Origin of the sequence: Pulveribacter suum (assembly GCF_003013695.1) — a bacterium.
GTDB classification, from domain to species: Bacteria; Pseudomonadota; Gammaproteobacteria; order Burkholderiales; family Burkholderiaceae_C; genus Melaminivora; species Melaminivora suum.
In genome coordinates this window covers 738,662-764,211 of record NZ_CP027792.1, presented here as the reverse complement: position 1 = coordinate 764,211, position 25,550 = coordinate 738,662, and the positions used below count along the sequence as shown (strand labels likewise).

Genomic DNA, 25,550 nt, shown 5'->3' with positions numbered 1-25,550 from the left:
AGTCTGTAGCATGGACTGCCAAGGAGCCCCTGCCATGTTCTCCCTGCCTTCGATGCGCCGCCTGCTCTCCACCGCTGTGGTGCTGTGCGCCGCGGCCCTGCTGGCCGCCTGCGCCGGCCCGCGCCTCGTCGAGAGCGACGTGCGCAGCTTCTCCACCCTCGCGGCGCTGCCCAGCCCGCCCACCTACCGCATCGAGCGCCTGCCCTCGCAGCAGGCCCGGCCCGACGCCTTTGCCGGCATCGAGGCCGAAGCCGAGCGCGCACTGGCCCGCGTTGGCCTGCAGCGCGACGAGGCCCGCGCCAGCCTGGTGGCGCAGATCGGCGCCGAGGGCGGCTATGCCGTGCCGCGCAACTGGCCCTACTACGCCAGCGACCCGTTCTACGGCGGCTTCGGCTGGGGCCTGGGCTGGGGCGGGCGCGGCATGGGCGTGGGGCTGGGCATGGGCTGGATGATGGACGGCCCGCCCACGCTGTACCACCGCAAGGTCACGCTGGTGCTGCGCGACGCGGCCAGCCAGCAGGTGGTGTATGAAACCTCGGCCGTGTACGAAGACGTCTGGACCAGCGACCCGGCCATCTACGGGGTGCTGTTCGACCAGGCGCTCAGCGGCTTTCCGCGCCCGCCCGCCAACCAGCGCCGCGTACGCACCGAAATCATGCCGCCGCGCTGAGCGCCGATGGACCCACAGCAACAAGCCACCCGCATCATTGCCATCCGCCATGGCGAAACGGCCTGGAACGTGGACACCCGCATCCAGGGCCACCGGGACATTGCACTGAACGACACCGGCCTGCGCCAGGCAAGGCGCGTGGCCGCCGCCCTGGCCGGCGAGAGCGTGGCCGCCATCTACAGCAGCGACCTGCAGCGCGCCTGGGCCACGGCCCAGGCCATTGCCCGGGCTACCGGCGCGCCGCTGGCGGCGGAGGCCGGCCTGCGCGAGCGCAGCTTTGGCGACTTCGAGGGCCGCACCTTCGCGCAGATCGAGCAGGAATCGCCCGAGCACGCCCTGCGGTGGCGCAAGCGCGACCCGAACTTCACACCTGCCGGCGGCGGCGAATCACTGACCGACCTGCGCGAGCGTGTGCGCGAGACGGTGCATCGCCTGGCCGCGCGCCACGGCGGCGGACAGGTGGTGCTGGTCGCCCATGGCGGCGTGATGGACGTGCTCTACCGCCTGGCCACCCGGCTGGACCTGCAGGCCCCGCGCACCTGGCAGCTGGCCAACGCCGCCGTCAACCGCCTGCTGTGGACGCCCGGCGGCCTGTCGCTGGTCGGCTGGGCCGACACCCGGCACCTGGAGGACGGCGGCCTGGACGACGAGGCCCACGCCTGATCGGCTAGCCCTGCGCCGGCCACGGCAGCGCGCACAGCTCCTGCAGCATCTGCGCCAGCGCCTGGCCGGCCGCCTCGACCACCGCCCGGCCCTTGTCCGCCGTGGCTGCGGCGGCGTTGCCTACGGCGCCGCTGGCGTGGTAGTCCTGCATGGCCCAACCCATCTTGGCGCTGCGGCCGTTGCCCAGCAGGCCAAAGCGCTCGGCCCGGCCCTGCGAGGACGAGCGCCACTGGAGCGCGCGCTCCATGCGCACGGCCTGGGGGGCCAGGTGCAGCATCATCGACGTCTCGATCTCCCCGCCGTGGATGCCGAAGCGGTGCTCCTCGGCGCTGAACAGGCCCTGCACCGCGTCGGGCAGCGGCAGGCTGAACCAGCTGCTGCTGTAGGTCAGCAGGCCGCAGCGCTGGCGCAGCTCGCGCGCCGCGATGTCCATGGGGGCCACGTTGCCGCCATGGCCATTGAGCAGCAGCAGCTTCTTCACGCCCGCCCGGGCCACGCACTCGCCCAGTTCGGTCCATAGCGCCAGCAGCGTGGCGGGCGCCAGCGTCAGCGTGCCGGGATAGGCCAGGTGCTCGGTGGACAGGCCGATGTCCTGCGGCGGCAGCAGCAGCACCGGCAGCTCGTGCGGCAGCAGCGGCAGCGCCGCGCCGATCACGCCCTGCAGCAGCGTGGCGTCCACATGCAGCGGCAGGTGCGGGCCGTGCTGCTCGACGGCGGCCACGGGCAGCACGGCCACCGTCCTCGCCGCCAATCCAGAGGCCATGGCGTCGGAAAAGTCGTGGGTGGACAGGTCAGACCAGAAGCGGGAGGGATAGGCCATGGGCCGGATGTTAGAACGTGTCATGGTCGTGCCTGCCCGCCACGGGCGGTCGGCATTGGCCGACAGGCGGCCCGGGGCCGGGCATTCAGCATCGCGTGATGCCCAGCCCAGCCACCCCTGCCGCGCACGGCGCCACCGGAGCGCGCGACCTCACGCGCGGCCCCATCGCCCCCACGCTGCTGCGCTTTGCCCTGCCCATCCTGGGCGGCAACGTGCTGCAGTCGCTCAACGGCTCGGTCAACGCCTATTGGGTGGGCGGCCACCTGGGCGAGGCGGCGCTCACCGCCACGGCGAATGCCAACAACATCCTGTTCCTGCTGATCGGCGCGGTGTTCGGCATCGGCATGGCGGCGACCATCCTGGTGGCGCAGGCCGTCGGCGCGCACGACCTGCGCCAGGCGCGCTGCGTCATGGGCACCAGCGCCACGTTCTTCGGCGCGGCGGCGCTGCTCATCGCCGCCGTGGGCATGCCGCTGTCGCGCCACATCCTGGTGGCCATGGCCACGCCGCAGGAGGCGCTGCCGCTGGCCGAGGCGTATTTGCGCATGCTGTTCCTGTCGATCCCGTTCCTGTACCTGTTCACCTTCGTCTCGGCGGTGCTGCGCGGCGCGGGCGACGCGCGCACGCCGTTCCTGTTTTTGCTGCTGGCCGTGGCGCTGGACGTGGTGCTGAACCCGCTGCTTATCTTCGGCATCGGCCCGTTTCCGCAGATGGGCATTGCCGGCTCGGGCCTGTCCACCGGCATCGCCAACGCGCTGGCGCTGGGGGCGCTGCTGGTCTGGCTGCGCTGGCGCCGCCACCCGCTGTGGATAGCCCGCGCCGACTGGCGTCTGTTCGTGCCCAAGCCAGGCATCTTGCGGCTGCTGCTGGGCAAGGGCCTGCCCATGGGCGCGCAGATGGTGCTGATCTCCGTGTCCATGCTGGCGATGCTGGGCATGGTGAACGCGCAGGGCGTAGCCACCGCGTCGGCCTACGGCGCGGCGCTGCAGCTGTGGACCTACGTGCAGATGCCGGCCATGGCGATCGGCGCGGCCTGCTCGTCCATGGCGGCGCAAAACGTTGGCGCGCAGCGCTGGGACCGCGTGGAGGGCGTGGCGCGCTGGGGGGTGGGCTTCAACTTTTTGCTCACCGGCGCGCTGATCGGCCTGCTGCTGCTGGCCGAGCACCGGGTGCTGGCGCTGTTCCTGCCGGCCGGCAGCGCGGCGTTGTCAATAGCCGAGCACCTGAACGGCATTGCGCTGTGGTCGTTCCTGTTCTTCGGCGTGAGCTTCGTGCTGACCGGGGTGGTGCGCTCCACCGGGGCGGTGCTGGCGCCCCTGGCCATCCTGGCCGTGGCCATGTGGGGCATCCGCATCCCGCTGGCCTACGGGCTGCAGGGCTGGCTGGGGGTGGATGCCATCTGGTGGAGCTTCCCGCTCAGCGCCCTGGCCTCCATGGCCATGACGCTGGCGTACTACCGCTGGGGCGGCTGGCGCCGCGCCAAGCTGCTGGCGCCGGGCGAGGAGCGCGGCATCGCCGTGCCGGCCGAGATCGGCGCGCTGCCGCCCGCGCCGGTGTGCGATACCGCAAACGAGGTCGATTGCGACCTGCGCGCCGCGGCGCCGGCGTGAGCAGGCCGCCGCGGCCGCCCTCAATGGTGGTGGTGCGCCGGCGCGGCCTTGGCAGCGCCGGCCTGGCGCACCTCGGCCTGCAGCGTGCGCTCGCTGCGGGCGCCGGCGGCATCCTCGAAGCGGAGGGTCAGCGGAATGCTGCGGCCAGCGGCCAGCGGCTCCTTCAGATCCATCAGCATGACGTGGTAGCCGCCGGGCGCCAGGGGCACGCTCTGGCCGGGCGGCAGTTCCAACGCAGTGATGGCGCGCATGCGCATGGTGCCGCCTTCCATCTTCATCTCATGCACCTCGGCCACGCCGGCCACCGGGGTGGAGACGCCCACCAGCCGCGCGCCGGCCGGGGCCTGCAGCGTCATGAAGGCGCCAGTGCCGCCCTGGCCGGCGACGGTGGCGCGCACCCAGGGGTCCTTCACGTCCACGGCGGCGCTGCCCGGCGCCAGCACCTCCAGGCGGGCGGCGGGCTGGGCCAGTCTGGCACCGTCGCCGGCTGCGGGCACCTGGTCCCAGCGCACCTCGCCCACGTCGCACACCTGGTGCACGGGGAGGTACAGCACGCCGGGCGTGGCGGGCAGCACGCCGCGCACGGTGAAGGCGCCCTTGTCATGGCCGCGCAGGGCGCTGGCGGCGGACGCCGCCGTCCAGCGCACCTCGCCGCCCTGGCTGCCGGCCGGCGGCGCGGTCAACGTCCAGCCGGCGCGCGGCACGGCTTCGGTGATGCGAAAGCCTGCCGGCAGCTGCACGGCCAGTGCCGTGGTGGCCTGAGCGCCCTCGCAGGCGTGGCCGACGGTGAAGGTGGCGTCGTAGCTGCTGCCGGCCGGGGCGCCGCCCGCGGGCAGGCCGACGTGGGAAAAGGCGGCCGGGGCGGCCAGGCACAGGCAGGCCAGCAGCGGCAAGGACAGGGAGATGCGGTTCATAAAGATCTCGTACGAAAAGAGGAAGGCGGCAGCGCCCTGCGCCGCGTGCCCGCCTGAAGGGCAGGAAGCAACGACAGCGGGGCGTGAGAACAAGGCGTGCCCAGGGCACGCGGGCGGCGTCAGGCGGCCGCGGGCGGGCCGCGCGCGGACAGCGGCGCCGCCGTGGCCACGGCGATGGGCGCGGCCGGTGCCGGCCGCAGCACCCGTGCCAGCACGGGGCGCGGCGGGGAGGCGCCGTGCAACGCCGGCGGCAGTGGCGCGGCCAGCGGCAGGCACAGGGGGCAGTCCAGATGGGCAGGGCCCGGCACACCGCCAGGGCCGTCCTGGGCCACCGCCATCTCCACCATGCCGGCACTGGTGCAGACCCGGTCCAGCGATGCGGCGGCAGCGGCCTGCGGCGGGGCCAGGGGCGAGGCGACGGCCACCGCCATCGACAGCGCAAACCACGCCAGCGCCACCCGGCCCGCCAGGGCGCGGGCCATCAGGCGCAAGCGGTGAAGAAGCGGCGTGCCGTGCATGGGTGGGTGGGGCTTTGGGCCCGGGCATGATAGCCGCCGGGCCGCTGCGGCCAACCCTGCAGCCGCCACGCGGCGCTGCTCGTACAGTCATGGAACCAAGAGACGGATCGGGAGACAGCCATGGCAGGGGCCGGAGGGGATTGGAAAGACTTTTACGCCGCCGCCGAGCGCGGTGATCTGCACTGCGTGCGCTACCACCTGCGCAACGGCGTGGATGTCGACTACCAGCATCCGGAGGTGATGCAGTCGGCCCTGTTCGTCAGCGTGCTGCACTGCCACGAGGCGGTCGCCCGCGCCCTGCTGGAGCATGGCGCCGACCCGAACCTGCCGGCGCAACTGGGCAGCGTCACCCCGCTGCAGGCCGCGCGCCAGGCCGGCTGCGAAGCGCTGCAGGCGCTGCTGCTGGCGTTCGGCGCCCGCCTGGGCCGTGCAGCGGCGCGCAGCCCGTGGTGGCTGCGCTGGCTGCCCTCCCTTTGAACGGTGCGGCCCCCTACCATGGGCCCCTGGGTCGCCTGCTGCCGCCCAGGAACCAAAGCCCCTCCCCGCCGCTCCCACCCTGCCATGTCCCTTTGCCTGCCCCGCCGCCTGCTAGGCGCTCTGCTTTTCATAGCTGCCAGCGCTTTATCCACGGGCGCTGGAGCCCAATTTCTCTTGAAGTCCTCGGGCAGTGCCGGCGCCAGCGTGGTGACCACGCCTTACGTCAAGGCCGATCTGGTGGCCCATGCGCCCCAGGGCATCGCGCCGGGCCAGCCGCTGCAGCTGGGCCTGCTCATCACCCACCAGCCCGACTGGCACACCTACTGGAAGAACCCCGGCGACTCCGGCCTGCCCACGCAGCTGGACTGGCAGCTGCCCGCCGGCCTGGACGCCGGCGAGATCGCCTGGCCCGCGCCGCGCAAGTTCCCCCTCGGCACGCTGGCCAACTACGGCTACGACGGCCAGGTGCTGCTGCCCGTGGCGGTCACCGTGCCGCCCGGCTGGCGCGCGGACCCGCTGGCCACCGAGGCTACCTTCCAGCTGCACGCCTCCTGGCTGGTGTGCCGCCAGGAGTGCATCCCCGAAGAGGGCCGCTTTGCCCTGCAGGTGCCCATCCAGGGCACCACCGCCCTGCACGCCGCCGCCTTCCAGGCCGCGGCCGAGGCCCATCCGCGTGCGCTGCAGCCCGGCGCCGGCAGCAGCGCCCGGGTGCAGGACGGCGCCCTTCTGCTGCGCGTGGCCGGCCTGCCTGCCGCCTGGCAGGGGCGCGAGCTGGGCGTCTTCCCCGAAACCCCTGGCGTGGTGCAGACCGCCGCCAGCCCCGCGCAGCAGTGGCAGGACGGCGGCGTGTGGACCGCCAGCGTGCCCCTGTCGCCCCAGCGCAGCGAAGGCCCCGAACCGCTGCCCCTGGTGCTGACCGAGGGCGGCGCCGGCGTGCAGCTGGCCTTGCCCGTGGAAGGCGGCTGGCCGCCCGCCGCGGCGCTGACCACCGTTTCGCCGGCCCTGGCCGCGGCGCTGGCGGCCAATGCGCAGGTGGCCCAAGCGGCCCAGGCGGCCGTCGGCACCCCGGTCCTGGCCGCGCCGCTGACCACCTGGCTGGCCGCCCTGGTCGGGGCGCTGCTGGGCGGGCTGCTGCTGAACCTGATGCCCTGCGTCTTTCCGGTGCTGGCCATCAAGGTGGCTGGCTTTGCGCGCCACGGGCAGGATGTGCGGGCGCAGCGCCTGGGCGGCCTGGCCTACGCGGCCGGCGTGGTGCTGTCGTTCTTGCTGCTGGGCGCACTGATGCTGGCCCTGCGCGCGGCCGGCGAAGCTGTGGGCTGGGGCTTTCAGCTGCAGTCGCCGGCCGTGGTGGCCGGCCTGGCGGCGCTGTTCACGCTGATCGGGCTGAACCTGGCCGGGGTGTTCGAGTTTGGCAGCCTGCTGCCGTCCTCGCTGGCCAGCCTGCAGGCGCGCCATCCGGTGGCCGACTCTTTCCTGACCGGCGTGCTGGCCGTGGCCGTGGCCTCGCCCTGCACGGCGCCCTTCATGGGCGCCTCGCTGGGGCTGACGGCCACGCTGCCGGCGGCCCAGGCGCTGGCCATCTTCGCCGCCTTGGGCGTGGGCCTGGCCCTGCCCTACGTGCTGGCGGCCTGGCTGCCTGCCGTGGCGCGCGCCCTGCCGCGCCCGGGCGCGTGGATGGACACGCTGCGCCGGCTGCTGGCCTTCCCGATGTTCGCCACCGTGGTCTGGCTGACCTGGGTGCTGGGCCAGCAGGCGGGCATCGACGGGGCGGCGGCGCTGCTGATTCTGCTGGTGCTGCTGGCGCTGGCCGTGTGGACGCTGACGCTGCGCGGGCGCACGCGGGCCGTGCTTGCTCCGCTTTCGATAGCTGCTGGCGCTTGCGCAGTATGGGTTTGGGGCCAAAAACTCGTTGAAGTCCAGCCCCTGCCCGTGGCCGCCACCGCGGCGCCCGCGGCCGTGCAGGCGGCCGGCACCTGGCAGCCGTGGGCTCCCGAGCTGCCGGCGCAGATCCTGGCCAGCGGCCGGCCGGTCTTCGTGGACTACACCGCTGCCTGGTGCGTGACGTGCCAGTACAACAAGCAGACCACGCTGGCCGACGAGGCCGTGCTGCAGGACTTCGCCGCCAAGGGCGTGGCGCTGCTGCGCGCCGACTGGACGCGGCGCGACCCGGCCATCACCGCCGCGCTCGGCGAGCTGGGGCGCAGCGGCGTGCCGGTCTATGTCCTGCACGCGCCGGGCCGGGCGCCGGTGGTGTTCAGCGAAATCCTGGGCCGGCGCGAGCTGCGGCAGGCCATCGCGCAGTTGTAAGAAAAGCCCTACGACCAAGGGCATGGTTACCCCTGCTGCGCCGACAGCGCCGGATAATTTTTGCCCATGATCTCGCAGCGCTTTCCCCGCCGACTGGCGGCCCTTGCAGCCCTGGCCGCCGGCCTGTGCGCCGCGGCCGCGCAGGCCCGCAACCTCCCTTCTTCCGAGGCGCCACGCCCGGCGCCGGCCACCCGCGCCACCGCAGACGGGCAGGAAGTGCTGCGCTTCAAGATGCAGTCGCCCCAGGTGCGCGAGCTGCAGGTGCGCCTGCGCCAGGCCAAGTACCTGGCGGTGGTCGATGTGGAGGACCGCTTCGGCATGCTCACGCGCGAAGCGGTGATCAAGCTGCAAAAGGACGCCGGCCTGCGCGCCACCGGCGCCGTGGACCCGGCCACCTGGCAGGCCCTGGCCGCGCGCTCGCGTGCGCCCACCCAGGCCGAGCTGAACAACACCGACGTCGGCCCGTGGTTCGTCGCACCCGGCGAGCCGGCCTTCATGATGGAGCTGCAGCACCGCCTGAAGCAGGCGGGCGTGTACCAGGGCGCGGTGGACGGCGTCTTCAACGACGCCACGCGCGCCGCCATCGCCGCCTGGCGCACGCGCATCGGCCTGCCGGCCAGCGAGGTGATGGACGAGCGCACCTGGACGCCGCTGATCCGCCGCACCCGGCTGCCGCGCTACGCCGACCTGTTCGGCGCGCCCCCGCAAAGCAGCCTGACGCAGGAGCTGCACGCCAGCTGCGCCACCGGGCGCGTGGTGTGCATCTCCAAGCAGCAGAAAAAGATGTCCTACGTGGAGGACGGCCGCGTGCGCTTCACCCGCGAGGCACGCTTTGCCATGCCGGGCTGGGACAGCCCCGAGGGCGAATTCCGCATCTGGTACATGAACCACGAGACGGTCTCCAAGATCTTCGGCGAGCGCACGCCCATGCCCTACGCCCTGTTCTACCAGGGCAACGTGGCCATCCACTTCTCGCAGGACTTCGCCGACAAGGGCTACGGCGGCGGCTCGCACGGCTGCAGCCAGCTGCGCGACTACCAGGTGGCCAAGTGGCTGTACGAGCAGGTCAAGGTGGGCGACCGGGTCGTCGTCTATTGATTGACCGGGGTCAAGGGCCTGGACGCCCTGCGTGCGCGGGGCGCTGCGACAATCCCCGGCCATGACCACTGCCCGATCTTCCTTCGCCCCCCTGACGAACGACACCTTCCTGCGCGCCTGCCGCCGCCAGGCTACCGAATACACCCCTCTGTGGCTGATGCGCCAGGCCGGCCGCTACCTGCCCGAGTACAAGGCCACGCGCGCGCGGGCCGGCAGCTTCATGGGGCTGGCGACCAACGTGGACTACGCCACCGAGGTCACGCTGCAGCCCCTGGAGCGCTTCGCGCTGGACGCCTCCATCCTGTTTTCCGACATCCTGACCGTGCCCGATGCCATGGGCCTGGGTCTGTCGTTTGCCGAAGGCGAAGGCCCGCGCTTTGCCCAGACGGTGCGCACCGAGGCCGACGTGGCTCAACTGGCCGTGCCCGACATGGACAAGCTGCGCTACGTGTTCGATGCCGTCACCAGCATCCGCCGGGCCCTGAACGGCCGCGTGCCGCTGATCGGCTTTTCCGGCAGCCCCTGGACGCTGGCCTGCTACATGGTCGAGGGCCGGGGCTCCCAGGATTACCGCCAGGTCAAGAGCCTGATGTACGCCCGCCCGGACCTGATGCATCGCATCCTGGCCGTGAACGCCGACGCCGTGGCGCAGTACCTGAACGCCCAGATCGACGCCGGCGCCCAGGCCGTGATGGTCTTTGACAGCTGGGGCGGCGTGCTGGCCGACGGGTGCTTTCAGCCCTTCAGCCTGCAGTACACGCAGCGCGTGCTGGCGCAGCTCAAGCGCACCGGCCCTGATGGCCAGGACGTGCCGCGCATCGTCTTCACCAAGGGCGGCGGCATCTGGCTCGATGAGATGGACACGCTCGATTGCGAAGTCCTGGGGCTGGACTGGACGGCCAACCTGGGCCGTGCCCGCGCGGCCGTGGGCGGCGTGGCCGGCGGCCCCGGCAAGGCGCTGCAGGGCAACCTGGACCCGAACGTGCTGTTCGCCCCACCCGACGCCGTGGCGCGCGAAGCGCGGGCCGTGCTGGACAGCTTCGGCCAGCCCCACACCGACCCGCACACCTGCGGCCCCACGCACATCTTCAACCTGGGCCACGGCATCAGCCAGTTCACCCCACCCGAGCACGTCACGGCGCTGGTGGAAGCTGTGCACGGCCATTCGCGCGCCATGCGCCGCGCGTAACGCCAGTTATGCACACCGGAGCCGGCACGGGCCGGCCCGACACGGCCTGTGACAGATTTCTGCTCGGCCGTGGGAACTAAGCCGCAGGCGCCGCCAAGTTGTTGATTTTCAACGCTCTGCCATTTCTGCCTTTTTCCTGGGCAGCGCAAGCAAAGCACGGCCTGACAAGGGCTTGCGAGGCCTGACCGGCAGCTATCAACAAAGTTATCCACAGAAATTCTGAACTTCTGTGCAAACACTTGCAAAATCAAGCACTTGTCGGCCGATGTGCATGCGCTTTCCCGGTGGAGGGGAGGGCCCTAGCATAAAAACAGGGGGCCCAAAGCTCTTGACACCGCACTTGTTCACATGTTTGGCGAAGCGGGGGCCTTTGTGCCCACGAGGCCGGCGGATGCGGAGGTTTTTTTGCACTGCAACATAGCCCCTTGATTTCATTGGCATTTTTGCCAGCCCGTGCCGCGGGCTTGATAGCGCGTAATGCCCGCCCCGCAAGGCCTGCAGGCGTTTCAACGCCCATTCTCCACAAAGTTATCCACAGCTTGGCCCGGTCCAGCCGCAGCAGCCGGCACAATGCGGGCTCCGCGCATGGCGCCGCCGCTTCACACCTCCGCCTTGTCCTGCCCCTCGACCCCGCCTGACGGCGCTCTGCATCTGCTGCCCGTGGCCGTCAGCACGCCCGCCCACAGCAGCGTGGGCGAGCCGCTGAGCTACGCCAGCAGCACGCCGTTGCCGCCCGGCACGCTGGTGCGCGTGCCTCTGGGAGCGCGCGAGGTGCTGGGCGTCGTGTGGGATGCGCCCGAGCACGCCGCGCCCCTGCCGCCCGGCGTGCAGCCCCGCGCCATCGCCGGGGTGCTCGAGGGGGTCGCCCCGCTGGCGCCGGCCTGGCGCCGCCTGGTGGCTTTTGCCGCACGCTACTACCAGCGCTCCGTGGGCGAGGTGGCCCTGGCCGCCCTGCCGCCGCAGCTGCGCGACCTGGGGCCGCAGCAGCTGGCCCGGCGCCTGCGCCGCGCGCCGCCGCCGGTGCACTCGCCGGGCGCTACAGAAAACGTAGCGCTCAGCGCAGAGCAGGCAAGCGCTGTGGCCGAAATTCATACCCAACCCGGGCCCTTCCTGCTGTTCGGCAGCACAGGCAGCGGCAAGACCGAGGTCTATCTGCAGTGCGTGGCCCAGGCGCTGGCGGCCGACCCGCAGGCGCAGGCCCTGGTCATGGTGCCGGAGATCAATCTCACGCCCCAGCTGGAGTCGCGCGTGCTCGCCCGTTTCGCGCCGCTGTATGGCGATGCCGCCGTGGTCAGCATGCACAGCGGCATGACCCCGGCGCAGCGCCTGAAAAGCTGGCTGGCCGCGCACACCGGCGCCGCCCGCATCGTGCTGGGCACGCGCATGGCGGTGTTCGCCAGCCTGCCGCGGCTGGCCGTCATCGTGGTGGACGAAGAACACGACGCGAGCTACAAGCAGCAGGAAGGCGCGCGCTACCACGCCCGCGACCTGGCCGTGTGGCGCGCTCGCGAACAGGGCGCGCGCGTCATCCTGGGCAGCGCCACGCCGTCGCTGGAGAGCTGGCACGCCAGCCGGCCGCCCTCGGCGGGCGACCCGCGCGGCGGACGCTACCAGCGCCTGTACATGCCCAGCCGCATCGGCGCCGGCCAGCTGCCGCGCGTGTGCGTGGTGGACATGGGCCAGCAGCCGCGCGGCGCCGTGTTCTCGCCGCCGCTGCTGGCCGCCATCACCGAGCGCGTGCAGCGCGGCGAGCAGTGCCTGGTGCTGCTCAACCGCCGCGGCTTTGCCCCGGTGCTGCACTGCCACGCCTGCAGCTGGAAGAGCGACTGCCCACACTGCAGCGCCCACCAGGTGTTCCACAAGATCGACCGCACGCTGCGCTGCCACCACTGCGGCTTCGCATCGCGCGTGCCGCGCGCCTGCCCGGCCTGCGGCAACCTGGACATCGCCCCCATCGGCCGGGGCACCGAGCAGCTGGAGGAGCAGCTCGCCGCCCTGCTGCGCAACGTGATCGTCGAGCCCGCCGGCCGCGCCGCGCGCGTGGGCCGCATCGACGCCGACACCACCCGCGCCAAAGGGGCGCTGGAGGAGCAGCTGGCCCAGGTGCATGCCGGCGAGGTGGACGTGCTCGTGGGCACGCAGATGGTCGCCAAGGGCCACGACTTTCGCCGCATCACGCTGGTGGCCGCCGTGCAGCCGGACGGGGCCCTGTTCAGCAGCGACTTTCGCGCGCCCGAGCGGCTGTTTGCCCTGCTGATGCAGGCCGCCGGCCGCGCCGGGCGCGACGCGCTCTACGTCGCCGCCCAGGGCCAGGACGCGCAGATGTGGATACAGACCTGGCACCCTGAGCACCCCGTCTATGCCGCCCTGCGCCGCCACGACTGGCCGGCCTTTGCCGCCCAGCAGCTGGCCGAGCGGGCCGAGGCCGGCATGCCGCCGTTCGCCTACCAGGCGCTGGTGCGCGCCGATGCGCGCACGCAGGAGGCGGCCCAGGGCTTTCTGACCGCCGCGGCTGAGGCGGCGCGCGCGGCGCAGCTGCCGGGGTTGGAGCAGGTCTTTCTGTTCCCGCCCGTGCCCCTGACCATCCAGCGCGTGGCCGGCGTGGAGCGCGCGCAGATGCTGCTGGAAAGCCCCTCGCGCGCGGCGCTGCAACATTTCCTGTCGGCCTGGCAGGCCCTGCTGCACGCCGAGCGGGCGCGGCACAAAGGCTTGGTGCGCTGGCTGGTGGACGTGGACCCGCAGGCGATCTAGGACCGGGCATGGCCAGCCGGCTGGCCGGCCCAGGGTTTACACCGATGCCGCACGCCCGGGCCTGCGGCATCGTGCCGGCCCTGGCCCACAAGGCCTCCCTTCACTCCATGGAAATTCGCATGACCTCTTTCCGTTTCCGCTCCTCGCTGGTCGCTGCAGCGCTGGCCCTGGCCGGCCTGGCCGGCGCCCCGGCCGCCGCCCTGGCACAGGACGCCGTGCCCGGCGTCGTCACCACGGCCGCAGCCCCTGCAGCCGCCCGTCCGCACGTGGTGGTGCTGGCCACTGGCGGCACCATTGCGGGCGCAGGCGCATCGGCCATGAACAGCGCCACCTACACCGCGGCCAAGGTGCCGGTGGACAAGCTGCTGGCCGGCCTGCCCGAGCTGTCGCAGGTGGCCCGCGTGAGCGGCGAGCAGGTGTTTCAGATCGCCTCCGAGAGCTTCACCAACGACAACCTGCTGACCCTGGCGCGGCGCGTCTCGCAACTGGTCAAGCAGCCTGACGTGGACGGTATCGTCGTCACACACGGCACGGATACCCTGGCGGAGACCGCCTATTTCCTGGGCCTCACGGTGCATACCGACAAGCCCATCGCCGTGGTCGGCTCCATGCGCCCGGGCACGGCGCTGTCGGCCGACGGTGCGCTCAACCTGGTCAACGCGGTGCATGTCGCCGCCTCCAAGGATGCACGCGGCAAGGGCGTGCTGGTCACGATGAACGACGAGATCCAGACGGCGCGTGACGTGAACAAGGATGTGAACATCCAGACCGGCGCCTTCAAGAGCCAGTGGGGCCCGCTGGGCATGGTGGTGGAGGGGCGCAACTATTGGTTCCGCGCCCCGATCAAGCGCCACACCCAGCAGTCCGAATTCAATATCGACACCATCGAGCGACTGCCCCAGGTGGACATCGTCTATGCCTATGGCAACGTGCAGCCCACCGCCGTGCAGGCGCTGGTGGCAGGCGGCGCCAAGGCCCTCATCCACGCCGGCACGGGCAATGGCTCGGTCGCCGACCGCATGGTGCAGCCCCTGCGCGACGCCCAGGCCCAGGGCGTGATGATCGTGCGCTCGTCCCGCGTGCCCTACGGCTTCGTGCTGCGCAACGCCGAACAGCCCGACGACAAGTACGACTGGGTGGCAGCGCACGACATGCGCCCTGAAAAGGCCCGCCTGCTGACCATGCTGGCCCTGGCCCGCGGCGCCAGCACGAGCGAGCTGCAGCGCATGTTCTGGGAGTATTGAACCCCCGCTCCGGCTATGAGAAAGGTCCTGCGGGACCTTTCTTTTCTTGTGCCCAGGCCTCAGACCAGCAGCGCCACCGCCGCCGCAAACGTGAAGAACGCCAGCGCCGTGCTGGCCAGGATGATCCGGGCGATGCGCCCGCCGTGGGCGCCGAAGCGCTCGGCCAGCAGCGACACGTTGCTGGCGCTGGGCAGTGCGGCCACCAGCACCAGGGTGGTCACTGCCAGCGGCGGCAGGGCCAGGCCCAGGACCAGGGCGGCCTGGCAGGCCAGCCACATCAGCACCGGATGGATGAGCAGCTTGGCCAGGGCCAGGGGCAGGTAGTCGCGCGCGGCGACGCGCTCATGCTGGTTCATCTGCGAGCGCGCCAGCACCGCACCGATGGTGAACAGCGCCACCGGCGAGGCCGCGTCGGCCAGCATGGCCACGGTGCGCTCCAGGGGCCCGGGCAGGGTGAAGGAGGCGGCCGAGGCCACCCCGCCCAGCGCGATGGACCAGGGCAGCGGGTTGGCCAGCACCCCGCGCAGCGCCATGCGCAGCGCCCGGCCCGCACTGCCCTCGCCCAGGCCCAGGCGCGACAGGGCGATGCACAGCGAGGTGGTGACGACCATGTCCAGCGCCATGGTCGGGATCACGGTGCCGGCGCTGGCCTCGCCCAGCAGCGCCACCAGCAGCGGCACGCCCATGAAGCCCGAGTTGGGAAAGGCCACCACCAGCGCGCCGAAAGCGGCGTCGTTCCAGCCCCAGCGCCGGTGCGTGGCGGCTATCGTGCCGGCGACCAGGGCCAGGGCGCACAGCAGATAGACCAGGGCCACCCCAGGGTCGAGCAGCTGGGCGATGGGCGTGCCCGCGCCGAAGCGGTACAGCATGCACGGCAGGGCAAAGTACAGCACGAAGCTGTTCAGCCCGGCTATTGCCGAGAGCGGCAGCAGACCCCGGCGCGTGGCGGCAAAGCCGGCCAGCACCAGGGCGAAAAACGGGAAGGTGACCGACAGGACCGACAGCACGGGCGCGATTGTGGCAGTCGCAAGGGCTTATGGACCGCTCGCTATCATCGTGCGCTTCGCGCCCGCCCCTTCCCGCCTTGTTCCTCTTTTCCCGCCCTTTGCCTTTCCCATGTCCGGTCTGAATCTGGCCCAGCTGCAAGCCGTGCACTACACCGAGGGCCCCTGCCTGGTGCTGGCCGGCGCCGGCTCAGGGAAAACGCGCGTCATCACGCACAAGATCGCGCGGCTGATCGAGACCGGCCTGGCCCCCAAGCGCATCGCCGCCATCACCTTCACCAACAAGGCCGCCGCCGAGATGCGCGAGCGCGCCGCCGGCCTGATCGGCCGCCAGGCCAGGGACGTGCTGGTGTGCACCTTCCACGCCCTGGGCGTGCGCATGGTGAGGGAAGACGGGCACGTGCTGGGCCTCAAGCCCAACTTCAGCATCCTGGACCAGGACGACGTGACCGGCATCCTCAAGGACTGCGCCGGCGGCACCACCGACGCGGCCACGGCGCGCCAGTGGCAATGGTCCATCAGCGCCTGGAAGAACCAGGGCTGGGACGCGCGCAAGTCGCTGGCCATGGCCAAAGATGACCACGAGCGCAGCATCGCCCTGATCATGCAGCGCTACGAGGAACGCCTGGCCGCCTACCAGAGCGTGGACTTCGACGACCTGATTGGCCTGCCCATGCGGCTGCTCAAGGGCCACGCCGAGGTACGCGAAAAATGGCAGCGCGTGCTGGGCCACGTGCTGGTGGACGAGTACCAGGACACCAACGCCACGCAGTACGAGCTTTTGAAGATGCTGGTGGGCGAACGCGCGCGCCTCACCGCCGTGGGCGACGACGACCAGAGCATCTACGGCTGGCGCGGCGCCACGCTGGACAATTTGAAGAAGCTGCCGGTGGACTTTCCCCAGCTCAAGGTCATCAAGCTGGAGCAGAACTACCGCTCGACCAGCGCCATCCTGCGCGCGGCCAACCACGTCATCGGGCCCAACCCCAAGCTGTATCCCAAGACCTTGTTCAGCGAGCTGGGCGAGGGCGAGCCGGTGCGCGTGCAGGACTGCGACAACGAGGAGCACGAGGCCGAGCGCGCCGTGGCGCGCATCCTCTCCCTGCGCGCCGCGGCCAATCCGCCGCCGGCGTGGAAGAGCTTTGCCATCCTGTACCGCGCCAACCACCAGGCCAAGCCGTTCGAAAAAGCGCTGCGCAAGGCCAGCATCCCCTACAAGGTCTCGGGCGGCACCAGCTTCTTTGACCGCGCCGAGATCCGCGACCTGTGCGCGTGGTTCCGCCTGTGGATCAACAACGACGACGACCCGGCCTTTCTGCGCGCCGTGGCCAACCCCAAGCGCGGCATCGGCCACACCACGCTGGGCGCGCTGGGCACGTTCGCCACGCAGCACCGCACCAGCATGTTCGGCGCGCTGTTCAACGCCATGCTGCCGGCGGCGGTGCCCAAGCGCGCGCTGGACGGCCTGGCCGAGTTCGGCCGCGCCGTCAACGACCTGGAATACCGCGCCCGCCACACGCACGGGGCTCAAGACGCGCGCGCCTTCCTGGGCGACTGGCTGAAGGACATCGGCTACGAGCAGCACCTGTACGACGCCGAGGACAGCGAGAAGGTAGCGGCCGCCCGTTGGAGCAACGTGCTGGAGTTTTGCGACTGGATGGCCCAGCGCGCGGGCGGCCAGATCGAGGACGCCGCCGGCACCACCACGCACAAGGAAACCAAGAGCCTGCTGGAAGTCGCCCAGACCATCGCCCTGCTGTCCACCATCTCCGAGCGCGAGCAGGAGCAGGACATGGTGGTGCTGTCCACCCTGCACGCCAGCAAGGGCCTGGAGTGGCCGCACGTGATTTTGGCCGGCGTGACCGAGGGCATGCTGCCCTTCAAGCTGGACGACGACGAGGGCCGCCAGCACAAGGTGAGCGAGGACATCGCCGCCCGGCTGCAGGAAGAGCGCCGCCTGATGTACGTAGGCATCACGCGTGCCCAGCGCACGCTGGCCGTGAGCTGGACCAAGAAGCGCAAGCGCGGCCGCGAGATGGTGGCCTGCCAGCCCAGCCGCTTCATCGCCGAGATGAAGCTGGATGCCGCCACTGCCCGGGAAGACCCGCGCGAAAAGCTGCGCCAGCTGCGCGCAGAATTCGCCGCGCGCGCGGCCGGGCCCGCGGCTACCTGAAGGGCCCAAGCGCTCTTTTATTGATAGCTTTCAGCGCTTGTCCCACAAGCGCTGGAGGCCAAAAACCCCACAATCTGCGGCGCCTTCGTCGCGCCCTTTTCCCTTTCTCCCTTCTCTGCCCCGCCTCCACCCATGAACAAGCTCTCGTCGCGCCTGTCCGCCGCCGTGCTGTCCGCTGCCCTGCCCCTGGCCGGCCACGCCCAGGCTCCCTCGCCCGCCGCCGCACCGGCGGCCCAACCCGCTGCCGGCTGGCGCCAGTGCTCGGCCCTGCAGGAAGGCCCGGCACGCCTGGCCTGCTTTGACCAGTGGGCGGGCCAGCAGGCCTGGAGCGCCCCCGCCGCCGAGGCCACGGCCGGCCTGCCCACGCCGCAGGACGCCGCCCCCGAGTCCGGCCCGGTCATCCAGGTCACGCACGCCGACGGCTGCCGCGACGGCGACTACACGACGCTGTCGCGCTTTTGGGAACTGGAGGAAGGCACGGACTGCGGCATCTTCCGCTTCCGCGGCTATCGGCCCATCAGCGTCTCGGTGGTGGGCGCGGACACCGTGAACCGCCAGCCCACCTCGGACAACGCCAACAACAGCACGGCCACCCCTGTGGACTACCGCCGCGCGGAGATGCGCGTGCAGCTGTCGGTGCGCACCAAGCTGGCCAGCGGCCTGCTCACGGGCCACGCTGAGCGGCGCGATTCGCTCTGGGTGGGCTACACGCAGCAGTCGTACTGGCAGCTGTTTTCGCCCGAGATCTCACGGCCGTTTCGCAACACCGACCACGAGCCGGAGCTCATATACGTCTATCCCACCGAGGCCCGGCTGCCCTTCGGCTGGCGCTGGCGCTACAGCGGCATCGGGCTGGTGCACCAGTCCAACGGCCAGAGCGATCCGCTGTCGCGCAGCTGGAACCGCGCCTACCTGATGACCGGCTTCGAGCTGAACGACCACTGGAGCCTCACCGCGCGCGCCTGGAAGCGGCTGCACGAGAGCGCGGACAGCGACAACAACCCCGGCATCAGCGACTACGTCGGCCGCGCCGAATTCGCCCTCGGGTGGAACGTGAACAAGGACAACCGCGTCACGCTGACCACGCGCCACAGCTTCGGCCACAGCGACCGGGGCTCGGCGCGCATCGACTGGCTGAGCACGCTGGGCACCAAGCTGGTGGGCCCGCGCAGCAACCTGCGCCTGCACACGCAGCTGTTCTCGGGCTATGGCGACAGCCTGATCGACTACAACAAAAAGCGCACGGTGCTCAGCGTGGGCCTGAGCCTGGTGGATTTCTGACCCTGCTAGCCACCCTTGCCTGACACCCTGTTACGCCTTGGCACCACCTGTGGGTTGCCCACCCCGGGGGGTGCTTACACAATCGCCCTCCGTGAACCGATAGCACCGCCCTGGTGCGTGCAACTGGCTGGCTAACACCGCGGTATTTGGCGCTTTGGCGGCGCGCCGGCCTTCGCACAATCGGTCCCCGGAGGAGATCGACCATGCAGATGCAATACCAGCTGAAGGCCGGCAGCTACTACCTGTACGACCTGCGCGACACGCCCAGCGCCGTCACGGGAGAGCGCCGCTTCAAGCTCAAGACCGACAACGTGGCCATCGCCTTCGACCGCCACACCGGCCACGTGCACCAGCACGGCAGTCCGGCGCGCATCCAGTCCTGGGCCACCCACACGCGCCGGCGCCTGCGCGCCGCCGGCATGCTGCAAGACGCCAACGACCTGGTCGTCGTCTCCGGCCCGCTGCCGGTGGACGAGCTGAACAACTGCCTGTGGATCAGCGGCTACTGCCGGCGCATGTTCTCGCGCCTGGCCAGCCTGCCCCACGGCAAGCTGCAGCGCACGAGCGATCCGAGCTCTTCATGGCGAAAAGCGGCCTGAGCACCCACCAGATAAGCGCCAGCAGCTCCTGAAACAATAGCAAACGCCGGGCAAGCCCGGCGTTTTTTCATGGTGCGGGTGGCGGCTCAGGGTTGGCCGGCCGCGTCCTGCGCATTCAGCTCGGCGGCGTCGGCCTCGGCGTGCTTGACCACCGTGACCGGCACCGGGCTCAGCTGCACCAACTGCTGCGATACCGAGCCCAGCAGCGCGCCGCGCAGGCCGCCCAGGCCGCGCGCCCCCACGATGAGCGCATCGCAGCCGCAGCGCTCGACCATGTCCACCAGCGTGGCGGCCACAGGGCCCAGGCCCAGCTCGGTCTCGTACGGCACGCCCGCAGCCTGCACCAGCGCCACGGCACCCGCCAGCAGGTGCTGGCCGGCCTCGACGCTGGCGGTGGCCACCGCGTCGGCACCCTGGGTGGCCAGCTCCAGCAGCGTGGCCTCTTCCTGCACGTGGCCCAGCACCAGCAGGGCGCGCAGGCCACCGCGGCGCACCAGCTCCAGCGCGTGGTGCACGGCGTCCAGCGCCAGGGCCGAGCCATCGACGGCGATCATGATTCTGAGCATTCGTTTTCTCCTTGGGGTTGCCTGTGGTGCGGCCAGTGTAGGGCGCCCCGCTCTGGGACAATCGCGCCCCTATGCTGCAATTCGACCTGCTCGCCACCGACCCCGCAAGCCACGCCCGGCGCGGCGCCCTGACGCTGAACCACGGCGTGGTGCAGACCCCCATCTTCATGCCCGTGGGCACCTATGGCACCGTCAAGGGCGTCATGCCGCGCAGCCTCACCGAGATGGGCGCACAGATCATTCTGGGCAACACCTTCCACCTGTGGATGCGCCCTGGGCTGGACGTGGTGCAGGGCTTCGGCGGCCTGCACGCCTTCGAGCAGTGGGACAAGCCGATCCTGACGGACTCGGGCGGCTTTCAGGTCTGGTCGCTGGGGGCCATGCGCAAGATCACCGAGGAAGGCGTGCATTTCCAGAGCCCGGTCAATGGCGACAAATTGTTCATGTCGCCCGAGGTCAGCATGCAGATCCAGACGGTGCTGAACTCCGACATCGTCATGCAGCTCGATGAGTGCACGCCGTACGAGAGCAACGGCCAGCTGACGACCGAGTCGGAAGCGCGCAAGAGCATGGAGATGAGCCGCCGCTGGGCCCTGCGCTCCAAGGCCGAGTTCGAGCGCCTTGCCAACCCCAACGCGCTGTTTGGCATCGTGCAGGGCGGCATGTTCGAACACCTGCGCCAGGAGTCGCTGGACGCCCTGGTGGAGATGGACTTCCCCGGCTACGCCGTCGGCGGTGTGAGCGTGGGCGAGCCCAAGGACGAGATGCTGCGCATCATGGCGCACACCCCGCACCGCCTGCCGGCGCACAAGCCCCGCTACCTGATGGGCGTAGGCACGCCCGAGGACCTGGTCGAAGGCGTGGCCCAGGGCGTGGACATGTTCGACTGCGTCATGCCCACGCGCAATGCACGCAACGGCACCCTCTTCACCCGCTACGGCGACCTGAAAATCAGGAACGCCCGGCACAAGGACGACCACCGCCCGCTGGACACCAGCTGCACCTGCCACGCCTGCGCGGGCACCGCCGGCGTGAGCTGGGACGACGGCGGGCGGGGGGGCTTTTCGCGCGCCTACCTGCACCACCTGGACCGCTGCGGCGAGATGCTGGGGCCCATGCTGACCACCATCCACAACCTGCACTACTACCTTCAGCTCATGCAAGACATCCGCAACGCGCTGGACGCAGGCGCCTTCGCGCAGCTGCGCGCACAGTTCAAGGCGGACCGGGCGCGCGGCGTATAACCGCGGCTTTCACCACAAAAGCCGCCCATGCTGACCGTCCACCACCTCGAAACCTCGCGCTCGCAGCGCATCCTGTGGCTGCTCGAAGAGCTGGGCGTGCCCTATGAGGTCAAGCGCTACGCGCGCGATGAGCGCACAAAATTAGCGCCGCCCGAGCTGAAGCAGGTGCACCCGCTGGGCAAGTCGCCCGTCATCACCGACGGCGGAGAGACCATCGCCGAGTCGGGCGCCATCATCGAATACCTGGCCGAGCGCTACGGCGGCCAGGCCGGCGGCGACCTGGCGCAGCTGTGCCCGAAGCCGGGCACGCCCGAGCACCGGCACTGCCGCTTCTTCATGCACTACGCCGAGGGCTCGCTGATGAACTGGCTGGTCATGAAGCTGGTCTTCCAGACGCTGCCGCGCCAGCCCATGCCGTTCTTTGCGCGGCCGATCGCGCGTGCCCTGTGCGCCGGGGCGCAGCAAAAGCTGATCGATCCCAACCTGGCCACGGCCACGGCGTTTTTGGAGCAGCACCTGGCGCAGCACACCTGGTTCGCCGGCGAGCAGCTGTCGATCGCCGACTTCCAGATGAGCTTTGCCGTGGAGGCGCTGCTGTCGCGCAGCACCGGCGGCGCGCCGCAGACGCATCTGCTGGCCTTGCAGCAGCGCATGCACGCGCGCCCTGCCTGGCAGCGCGCCCTGACCAAGGGCGGGCCGGTGCTGATGGGCTGAGCCGGCGCGCCCTCAGCGCGCCACGAACTCCAGGATCAGCCCGGTGGGCACGGCCAGCAGCAGGTAGCCGCTCTCGGCGCGCACCCACTGGTAGCCCGCCGGCGGTGGGCGCAGCCGCTGGTGGCGCCAGTCATGCACGACCTGGCGCGGGCCGTGGTAGCGCTGGCCGCGCTCCCAGCGGTAGTCGCCGCCCGGGTAGGCAAGGCCCTGCGGCGGCATGGGATAGGGCTGGTAGCCGTGGCGCTGCCGCTGCTGCGCCTCGCGCCAGCGCTGCTCGTCCTCCTGGCGGCGCTGCCAGGCTTCGTCACGGCGGCGCTGGTCCTCGGCGCGGTGGCGCAAGGCCTCTTCCTGCTGGCGCTGCCAGGCCTCGTCGCGGCGGCGCTGGGTTTCGGCGCGGCGGCGCAGCTCTTCCTGCTGCTGGCGCTGCCCTTCCTGCTCGCGCTCCCAGTGGGCCTGCTGGCGCTGGCGCTGCTCTTCGCGCCGCTGCCACTCAGGCCGGCCGCCCTCGTCCCGCCCGTGCCAGGGGCCATCGTCGGGCGCGGCCCAGGCGCTGGCGGCTAGCATGACTGTGGCCAGCAGCAGGGCGCGGCGGCCCGGACGGAGGAAGGTGGGGGTCATGCGTTGTTCCTGCGGAGCACGTCCGGCGGCGCCGGCGCTCTCCCATAAGGGGCGGCGGCGCGAATCGGTTGACGCGGGCAGCCTCAGGCGGTGGCGGCGGGCCCGGCCGGCGCGACGGGCGTTGCGGCCGTGCGCGCCTGGGCGGGCGGCACGGGCGTGGCGCCTGCCGGCGTGCCGCAGGCGTGGCAAAAGCGGGCAAAAGCGCCCTTGCGGGTGCCGCAGGCGCCGCAGCGGTCGAACAGGCCGATGCCGCAGTGCGGGCAGAAGTCGATGGCCTCGTTCTTCAGGTCCACCGTCCGCTCACAGCCCGGGCACACGCCCTTGCCCAGGCGGGCCAGGGCCACGTCGTAGCCCAGCTCCTGGCGGCGCTGCTCGTCGGGCAGGGCTTCGGCCTGGCGCTGGCGCTCCAGGTAGCGGTTCAACGCGACGATGGCCCAGCGCCCCACCAGGGCGGTGATGAGGATGCCCACCACATAGCGCACGTAGCCGCCGTAGCTGGGCAGGTAGGGCACCAGTTCGACGAAGAAGGCGAACAGCGCGAAGTAGATGAACCCCCACACGAAGGGCCACCAGGTGCTCTGGCGCTTCTTGGCGAACAGCCAGCCGGCCAGCACCAACAGCGGCAGGGTCAGCGCCAGGCGGTACAGAAAGACGCGCAGCTCCACCCGCCGCTGCTCGGCGGCCAGCCGCTGGTGGCCGTCCTGCTCCAGCTGGGCAAGGCGTGCCTGCGCCGCCTGGGCGCTCTGGCGCGCGTCCAGCAGCGCCTGCTGCTGCGCCTGCACGGCCTGCTGGGCGCGCTGCTGCTGCGCGCGCAGGGCGTCGAGCTGGCGGGTGCGCGCCAGCACCTCGGGGTCGTGCTCGGCGCGCTGCGTCACGCTGCGCGTGGCCAGCCAGTTGTCGAACGTCTCGCGCTCGGCGCGGGTGGCGCTGGCGGCCTTGGACTGCTGCAGCTGCGCCTGCTCCAGTGCCGCCTGCGCCTGGGTGGAGTGCTCGCGGGCGGCATGGGCCTGGTCGCGCAGCGGCTGCACCTGGGCCAGGTCGAGGAAGTCGTCCAGCACCAGGGGCTGTTCCACCTTGGGCAGGTCGCCCACCAGGGTGCCGCCCAGGCCGATCAGGAAGCTGGCGAACACGAAGGCCACCAGCCACAGGCCGCGGCGGAACCATTTCTCGGACAGACGCAGGGCCTTGCTCATGGCGTTTCTCCCGGGTTGTAGTTGCTACTCAAATAATAGCTGCTGGCGCTTGCTGCACCTGCGCTGGAGCGGTTTTTCATGATGAACCCACCTCCGTCAGCACCAGCGTGCGCGGCGGCTGCGCCAGTTGCGCGCGGACCAGCCAGGCGAGCACCGAGTCCACGGTCACTGTCTCGATGTGCCCGGCCATGCGCTGCGCGGTGGGGTGGTCGTCGAAGGCCACGTTGGCGCTGGCGACGCGGGCGCCCAGCCGCGTGAGCGGGCCGAGCGCCAGGGCCGTGGGCACGTAGCCCTGCGCGCGCAGCCACTGCTGGGCCTGGCCGCGCGTGCGCACCTGCTCGGGCTGCATGGCGGCGGCCAGCGTCTCGATGGCCCACTGGTTGGACTGCTGGTAGCGCGTGCCCCAGGCGTAGCTGACCATGCTGTAGGGCTGGTGCTGCAGCGCCGTGCTGCGCGCCGCGTCGGCCAGCAGGGCCGCCAGCTGTGCCTGCACCGCCGGCGCGGGCACGGCCCACACGGCCTCGTAGCGCCACAGGTCGTCCATGAAGAACTCGCCCAGGCCCTGGCGCCACAGGTGGGCGCGCGCCGTGCCGCAGTCGTTGAGCTTGTGCGTCACGCGCCAGCGGCCCTCTGGCGTGCGCCAGGCCCAGGCCATGTGCGACCAGTGCAGGCCGTAGCGGGTCAGGTCCTGCCCGGCGCGCGCCAGCAGCACCACCTGCGCGCCGCTGGCGTCCAGCTGCTCGGCGGTCTGCCGGGCCAGCTGCATGGCGCGGGTGATGGTGCGCGCATCCGGCGGGCGGGCGTCGCAGCTGCGGCCGGCGTGGGCGGGCAGCGCGGCGAGGGCGAGCGTGGCCGCCAGTGCCAGGGGGACGGTCGGGTGCAGCCGCATCACAGCCTCTCGTTGTAGAGCAGCGCCTGCCCCAGCGCGTTGGGCACGAAGGCCAGCACCTCGCCGGCGGCCAACAGGAGGACGCCGCTGGCGATCACGCTGCACGTGAGCACCGTGCCCACGCCGATGGCAGCGCTGGCTGCCGCGCCGCTGGCCAGCGCGATGCTGGCCTGCGCGCCGTCCGAGGCGCGCTCCAGCACATACACCGTGCCCTGCGCGGATGCCTGCACGGCGCGCACGGTGAGCAGCGCCCCGCCGGCCGACAGCGCCACGGGCAGCGCCACCGCGGCGCCGGATGCGCCGGCCGCGGCGGATGCGGCGCCCGAAGCCACCACCACGGAGGCCAACGGCATGAGCGACAGCGCCGCCGAGGCCTCGCTTTGCGCCCGCGCCGGCAGGGCGCAGCTCAGCCCCAGGGCGAGCAGCAGGCCAGCGCAGCGCAGGCCAAAGCGGGGCGAAGGAAGAAGGAAGGAAGCTATCGGCACGGTCGTCTCCGGGGGTGGATTGGCAGGGTGAAAGAGAGTCATTGCGCAGCGTCGCGGCTGCGTTGCAGGCGCGCGTCCAGCAGGTCGGCCTCGTGCCGGTCGCGCAGCATCTTGGCCAGCGTGAACGCGCAGGTGATGAGGTACAGCCAGCTCACGCCCAGGAAGGCCTTGTAGGTCGGGTTCAACGGCATGTCCCACAGGCCCCAGCCGGTCAGGGCCATGGCGGTGGCAAAGCCGCCCCAGACCACCAGCCTCCACAGCGGCACGTCACGCCCGGCGGGGCTGGCGCCGCCCTCGCTGTCGCGCACGAACTTGGCCAGCGCGAACGCCGTGGACAGGCAAAACACATAGCCCATGAACATGAAGGCCCGCGCCAGTGGTTCGCCCGGCAGCCAAGCCAGGCCCGTGGCGCACAGCAGCAGGGCGATGGCGAACGAGGCCCAGACCTGGAGCTGCCAGGCGCGGGTGTCGCGCTGGGCCGGACGGGACGGGGAGGAAGAGGAAGAGGTGTGCATGGCGCTCT

Annotated in this window: 24 protein-coding genes; 14 read left to right on the top strand and 10 right to left on the bottom strand. The window is 71.4% G+C overall.

The genetic code is table 11. The features are described 5' to 3' along the window. The first annotated feature begins 34 nt into the window (after positions 1-34). A complete protein-coding gene (locus C7H73_RS03480; RefSeq protein WP_227001407.1) occupies positions 35-670 on the top strand; it encodes a hypothetical protein in 636 nt (211 codons plus the stop codon). A gap of 6 nt (positions 671-676) precedes the next feature. Beyond that, complete coding sequence (locus C7H73_RS03475) at positions 677-1,333, top strand: histidine phosphatase family protein (protein WP_106845378.1); 657 nt, start codon at positions 677-679, stop codon at positions 1,331-1,333. Positions 1,334-1,337: 4 nt separating this feature from the next. On the opposite strand, the gene C7H73_RS03470 is transcribed toward C7H73_RS03475, so the two are convergent. Continuing rightward, positions 1,338-2,153 carry a creatininase family protein gene (locus C7H73_RS03470; protein ID WP_106845377.1) on the bottom strand — a complete coding sequence of 272 codons (816 nt, stop codon included), beginning with the start codon at positions 2,151-2,153 and terminating at the stop codon, positions 1,338-1,340. Positions 2,154-2,251: 98 nt separating this feature from the next. Between C7H73_RS03470 and C7H73_RS03465 the strand changes: the two genes are divergently transcribed. Beyond that, positions 2,252-3,763 carry an MATE family efflux transporter gene (locus C7H73_RS03465; RefSeq protein WP_106845376.1) on the top strand — a complete coding sequence of 504 codons (1,512 nt, stop codon included), beginning with the start codon at positions 2,252-2,254 and terminating at the stop codon, positions 3,761-3,763. Between the two features lie 20 nt (positions 3,764-3,783). On the opposite strand, the gene C7H73_RS03460 is transcribed toward C7H73_RS03465, so the two are convergent. Then, complete coding sequence (locus tag C7H73_RS03460) at positions 3,784-4,677, bottom strand: copper chaperone PCu(A)C (RefSeq protein WP_106845375.1); 894 nt, start codon at positions 4,675-4,677, stop codon at positions 3,784-3,786. A gap of 119 nt (positions 4,678-4,796) precedes the next feature. Next, positions 4,797-5,159 carry a hypothetical protein gene (locus C7H73_RS03455; RefSeq protein ID WP_227001406.1) on the bottom strand — a complete coding sequence of 121 codons (363 nt, stop codon included), beginning with the start codon at positions 5,157-5,159 and terminating at the stop codon, positions 4,797-4,799. Between the two features lie 156 nt (positions 5,160-5,315). Here C7H73_RS03455 and C7H73_RS03450 point away from each other — a divergent pair, with 156 nt between their 5' ends. From C7H73_RS03450 to C7H73_RS03425, 6 genes are all read left to right on the top strand, one after another. Beyond that, entirely contained in the window at positions 5,316-5,672 is a 357-nt protein-coding gene (locus C7H73_RS03450; RefSeq protein ID WP_106845374.1) for an ankyrin repeat domain-containing protein, read from the top strand. Between the two features lie 84 nt (positions 5,673-5,756). Then, positions 5,757-7,979: a protein-disulfide reductase DsbD family protein gene (locus C7H73_RS03445; protein ID WP_193483937.1), complete on the top strand. Its 2,223-nt coding sequence runs from the start codon at positions 5,757-5,759 to the stop codon at positions 7,977-7,979. 66 nt (positions 7,980-8,045) lie between these two features. After that, positions 8,046-9,077, top strand: a complete 1,032-nt coding sequence (locus tag C7H73_RS03440) for a L,D-transpeptidase family protein (protein ID WP_106845372.1) — start codon at positions 8,046-8,048, stop codon at positions 9,075-9,077. A 61-nt stretch (positions 9,078-9,138) separates the two neighbouring features. Beyond that, positions 9,139-10,266 (top strand): uroporphyrinogen decarboxylase, encoded by a 1,128-nt coding sequence (hemE, locus tag C7H73_RS03435; RefSeq protein ID WP_106845371.1) that lies wholly within the window; start codon positions 9,139-9,141, stop codon positions 10,264-10,266. A gap of 585 nt (positions 10,267-10,851) precedes the next feature. Next, positions 10,852-13,017 carry a replication restart helicase PriA gene (gene priA / locus C7H73_RS03430; RefSeq protein ID WP_106845370.1) on the top strand — a complete coding sequence of 722 codons (2,166 nt, stop codon included), beginning with the start codon at positions 10,852-10,854 and terminating at the stop codon, positions 13,015-13,017. Between the two features lie 119 nt (positions 13,018-13,136). Next, positions 13,137-14,261 (top strand): type II asparaginase, encoded by a 1,125-nt coding sequence (locus C7H73_RS03425; RefSeq protein WP_106847510.1) that lies wholly within the window; start codon positions 13,137-13,139, stop codon positions 14,259-14,261. Positions 14,262-14,320: 59 nt separating this feature from the next. Here C7H73_RS03425 and C7H73_RS03420 read toward each other — a convergent pair whose 3' ends face one another. After that, on the bottom strand, positions 14,321-15,268 hold the full coding sequence (locus tag C7H73_RS03420) for an AEC family transporter (RefSeq protein ID WP_106845369.1): 948 nt from the start codon (positions 15,266-15,268) through the stop codon (positions 14,321-14,323). A gap of 109 nt (positions 15,269-15,377) precedes the next feature. Between C7H73_RS03420 and C7H73_RS03415 the strand changes: the two genes are divergently transcribed. The 3 genes from C7H73_RS03415 (at position 15,378) to C7H73_RS03405 (ending at position 19,318) form a co-directional block, all read left to right on the top strand. Continuing rightward, positions 15,378-17,438 carry an ATP-dependent helicase gene (locus C7H73_RS03415; RefSeq protein ID WP_106845368.1) on the top strand — a complete coding sequence of 687 codons (2,061 nt, stop codon included), beginning with the start codon at positions 15,378-15,380 and terminating at the stop codon, positions 17,436-17,438. Between the two features lie 132 nt (positions 17,439-17,570). Beyond that, positions 17,571-18,719: a phospholipase A gene (locus tag C7H73_RS03410; RefSeq protein WP_106845367.1), complete on the top strand. Its 1,149-nt coding sequence runs from the start codon at positions 17,571-17,573 to the stop codon at positions 18,717-18,719. Positions 18,720-18,922: 203 nt separating this feature from the next. Further along, on the top strand, positions 18,923-19,318 hold the full coding sequence (locus C7H73_RS03405) for a hypothetical protein (RefSeq protein ID WP_106845366.1): 396 nt from the start codon (positions 18,923-18,925) through the stop codon (positions 19,316-19,318). An 86-nt stretch (positions 19,319-19,404) separates the two neighbouring features. Here the strand turns inward: C7H73_RS03405 and C7H73_RS03400 are convergent, their stop codons facing one another. Then, positions 19,405-19,884 carry a universal stress protein gene (locus C7H73_RS03400; RefSeq protein ID WP_106845365.1) on the bottom strand — a complete coding sequence of 160 codons (480 nt, stop codon included), beginning with the start codon at positions 19,882-19,884 and terminating at the stop codon, positions 19,405-19,407. Positions 19,885-19,955: 71 nt separating this feature from the next. On the opposite strand from C7H73_RS03400, the gene tgt reads away from it, so the two are divergent. Next, the gene (gene tgt / locus C7H73_RS03395) at positions 19,956-21,128 is read left to right on the top strand and encodes a tRNA guanosine(34) transglycosylase Tgt (RefSeq protein WP_106845364.1); all 1,173 of its coding nucleotides are present in this window, start codon (positions 19,956-19,958) and stop codon (positions 21,126-21,128) included. A gap of 27 nt (positions 21,129-21,155) precedes the next feature. Then, positions 21,156-21,842 carry a glutathione S-transferase family protein gene (locus C7H73_RS03390; protein ID WP_106845363.1) on the top strand — a complete coding sequence of 229 codons (687 nt, stop codon included), beginning with the start codon at positions 21,156-21,158 and terminating at the stop codon, positions 21,840-21,842. Positions 21,843-21,854: 12 nt separating this feature from the next. Here the strand turns inward: C7H73_RS03390 and C7H73_RS15725 are convergent, their stop codons facing one another. The 5 genes from C7H73_RS15725 to C7H73_RS03365 form a co-directional block, all read right to left on the bottom strand. Beyond that, the gene (locus tag C7H73_RS15725) at positions 21,855-22,460 is read right to left on the bottom strand and encodes an RcnB family protein (RefSeq protein ID WP_227001404.1); all 606 of its coding nucleotides are present in this window, start codon (positions 22,458-22,460) and stop codon (positions 21,855-21,857) included. A gap of 83 nt (positions 22,461-22,543) precedes the next feature. Continuing rightward, the gene (locus C7H73_RS03380) at positions 22,544-23,653 is read right to left on the bottom strand and encodes a zinc ribbon domain-containing protein (RefSeq protein ID WP_106845362.1); all 1,110 of its coding nucleotides are present in this window, start codon (positions 23,651-23,653) and stop codon (positions 22,544-22,546) included. 76 nt (positions 23,654-23,729) lie between these two features. Further along, positions 23,730-24,542: a DUF2145 domain-containing protein gene (locus tag C7H73_RS03375; RefSeq protein WP_106845361.1), complete on the bottom strand. Its 813-nt coding sequence runs from the start codon at positions 24,540-24,542 to the stop codon at positions 23,730-23,732. Beyond that, positions 24,542-25,027 carry a hypothetical protein gene (locus C7H73_RS03370; protein ID WP_405124778.1) on the bottom strand — a complete coding sequence of 162 codons (486 nt, stop codon included), beginning with the start codon at positions 25,025-25,027 and terminating at the stop codon, positions 24,542-24,544. The genes C7H73_RS03375 and C7H73_RS03370 overlap by 1 nt, the downstream gene beginning before the upstream one ends. A gap of 38 nt (positions 25,028-25,065) precedes the next feature. Continuing rightward, entirely contained in the window at positions 25,066-25,542 is a 477-nt protein-coding gene (locus tag C7H73_RS03365; protein WP_106845360.1) for a YiaA/YiaB family inner membrane protein, read from the bottom strand. Positions 25,543-25,550 lie beyond the last annotated feature (8 nt).

Coding starts and splice junctions, on each gene's coding strand:
- C7H73_RS03480 (WP_227001407.1), top strand. CDS start 35: ATGTTCTCCCTGCCTTCGATGCGCCGCCTGCTCTCCACCGCTGTGGTG.
- C7H73_RS03475 (WP_106845378.1), top strand. CDS start 677: ATGGACCCACAGCAACAAGCCACCCGCATCATTGCCATCCGCCATGGC.
- C7H73_RS03470 (WP_106845377.1), bottom strand. CDS start 2,153: ATGGCCTATCCCTCCCGCTTCTGGTCTGACCTGTCCACCCACGACTTT.
- C7H73_RS03465 (WP_106845376.1), top strand. CDS start 2,252: ATGCCCAGCCCAGCCACCCCTGCCGCGCACGGCGCCACCGGAGCGCGC.
- C7H73_RS03460 (WP_106845375.1), bottom strand. CDS start 4,677: ATGAACCGCATCTCCCTGTCCTTGCCGCTGCTGGCCTGCCTGTGCCTG.
- C7H73_RS03455 (WP_227001406.1), bottom strand. CDS start 5,159: ATGGCCCGCGCCCTGGCGGGCCGGGTGGCGCTGGCGTGGTTTGCGCTG.
- C7H73_RS03450 (WP_106845374.1), top strand. CDS start 5,316: ATGGCAGGGGCCGGAGGGGATTGGAAAGACTTTTACGCCGCCGCCGAG.
- C7H73_RS03445 (WP_193483937.1), top strand. CDS start 5,757: ATGTCCCTTTGCCTGCCCCGCCGCCTGCTAGGCGCTCTGCTTTTCATA.
- C7H73_RS03440 (WP_106845372.1), top strand. CDS start 8,046: ATGATCTCGCAGCGCTTTCCCCGCCGACTGGCGGCCCTTGCAGCCCTG.
- hemE (WP_106845371.1), top strand. CDS start 9,139: ATGACCACTGCCCGATCTTCCTTCGCCCCCCTGACGAACGACACCTTC.
- priA (WP_106845370.1), top strand. CDS start 10,852: ATGGCGCCGCCGCTTCACACCTCCGCCTTGTCCTGCCCCTCGACCCCG.
- C7H73_RS03425 (WP_106847510.1), top strand. CDS start 13,137: ATGACCTCTTTCCGTTTCCGCTCCTCGCTGGTCGCTGCAGCGCTGGCC.
- C7H73_RS03415 (WP_106845368.1), top strand. CDS start 15,378: ATGTCCGGTCTGAATCTGGCCCAGCTGCAAGCCGTGCACTACACCGAG.
- C7H73_RS03410 (WP_106845367.1), top strand. CDS start 17,571: ATGAACAAGCTCTCGTCGCGCCTGTCCGCCGCCGTGCTGTCCGCTGCC.
- C7H73_RS03405 (WP_106845366.1), top strand. CDS start 18,923: ATGCAGATGCAATACCAGCTGAAGGCCGGCAGCTACTACCTGTACGAC.
- C7H73_RS03400 (WP_106845365.1), bottom strand. CDS start 19,884: ATGCTCAGAATCATGATCGCCGTCGATGGCTCGGCCCTGGCGCTGGAC.
- tgt (WP_106845364.1), top strand. CDS start 19,956: ATGCTGCAATTCGACCTGCTCGCCACCGACCCCGCAAGCCACGCCCGG.
- C7H73_RS03390 (WP_106845363.1), top strand. CDS start 21,156: ATGCTGACCGTCCACCACCTCGAAACCTCGCGCTCGCAGCGCATCCTG.
- C7H73_RS15725 (WP_227001404.1), bottom strand. CDS start 22,460: ATGACCCCCACCTTCCTCCGTCCGGGCCGCCGCGCCCTGCTGCTGGCC.
- C7H73_RS03380 (WP_106845362.1), bottom strand. CDS start 23,653: ATGAGCAAGGCCCTGCGTCTGTCCGAGAAATGGTTCCGCCGCGGCCTG.
- C7H73_RS03375 (WP_106845361.1), bottom strand. CDS start 24,542: ATGCGGCTGCACCCGACCGTCCCCCTGGCACTGGCGGCCACGCTCGCC.
- C7H73_RS03365 (WP_106845360.1), bottom strand. CDS start 25,542: ATGCACACCTCTTCCTCTTCCTCCCCGTCCCGTCCGGCCCAGCGCGAC.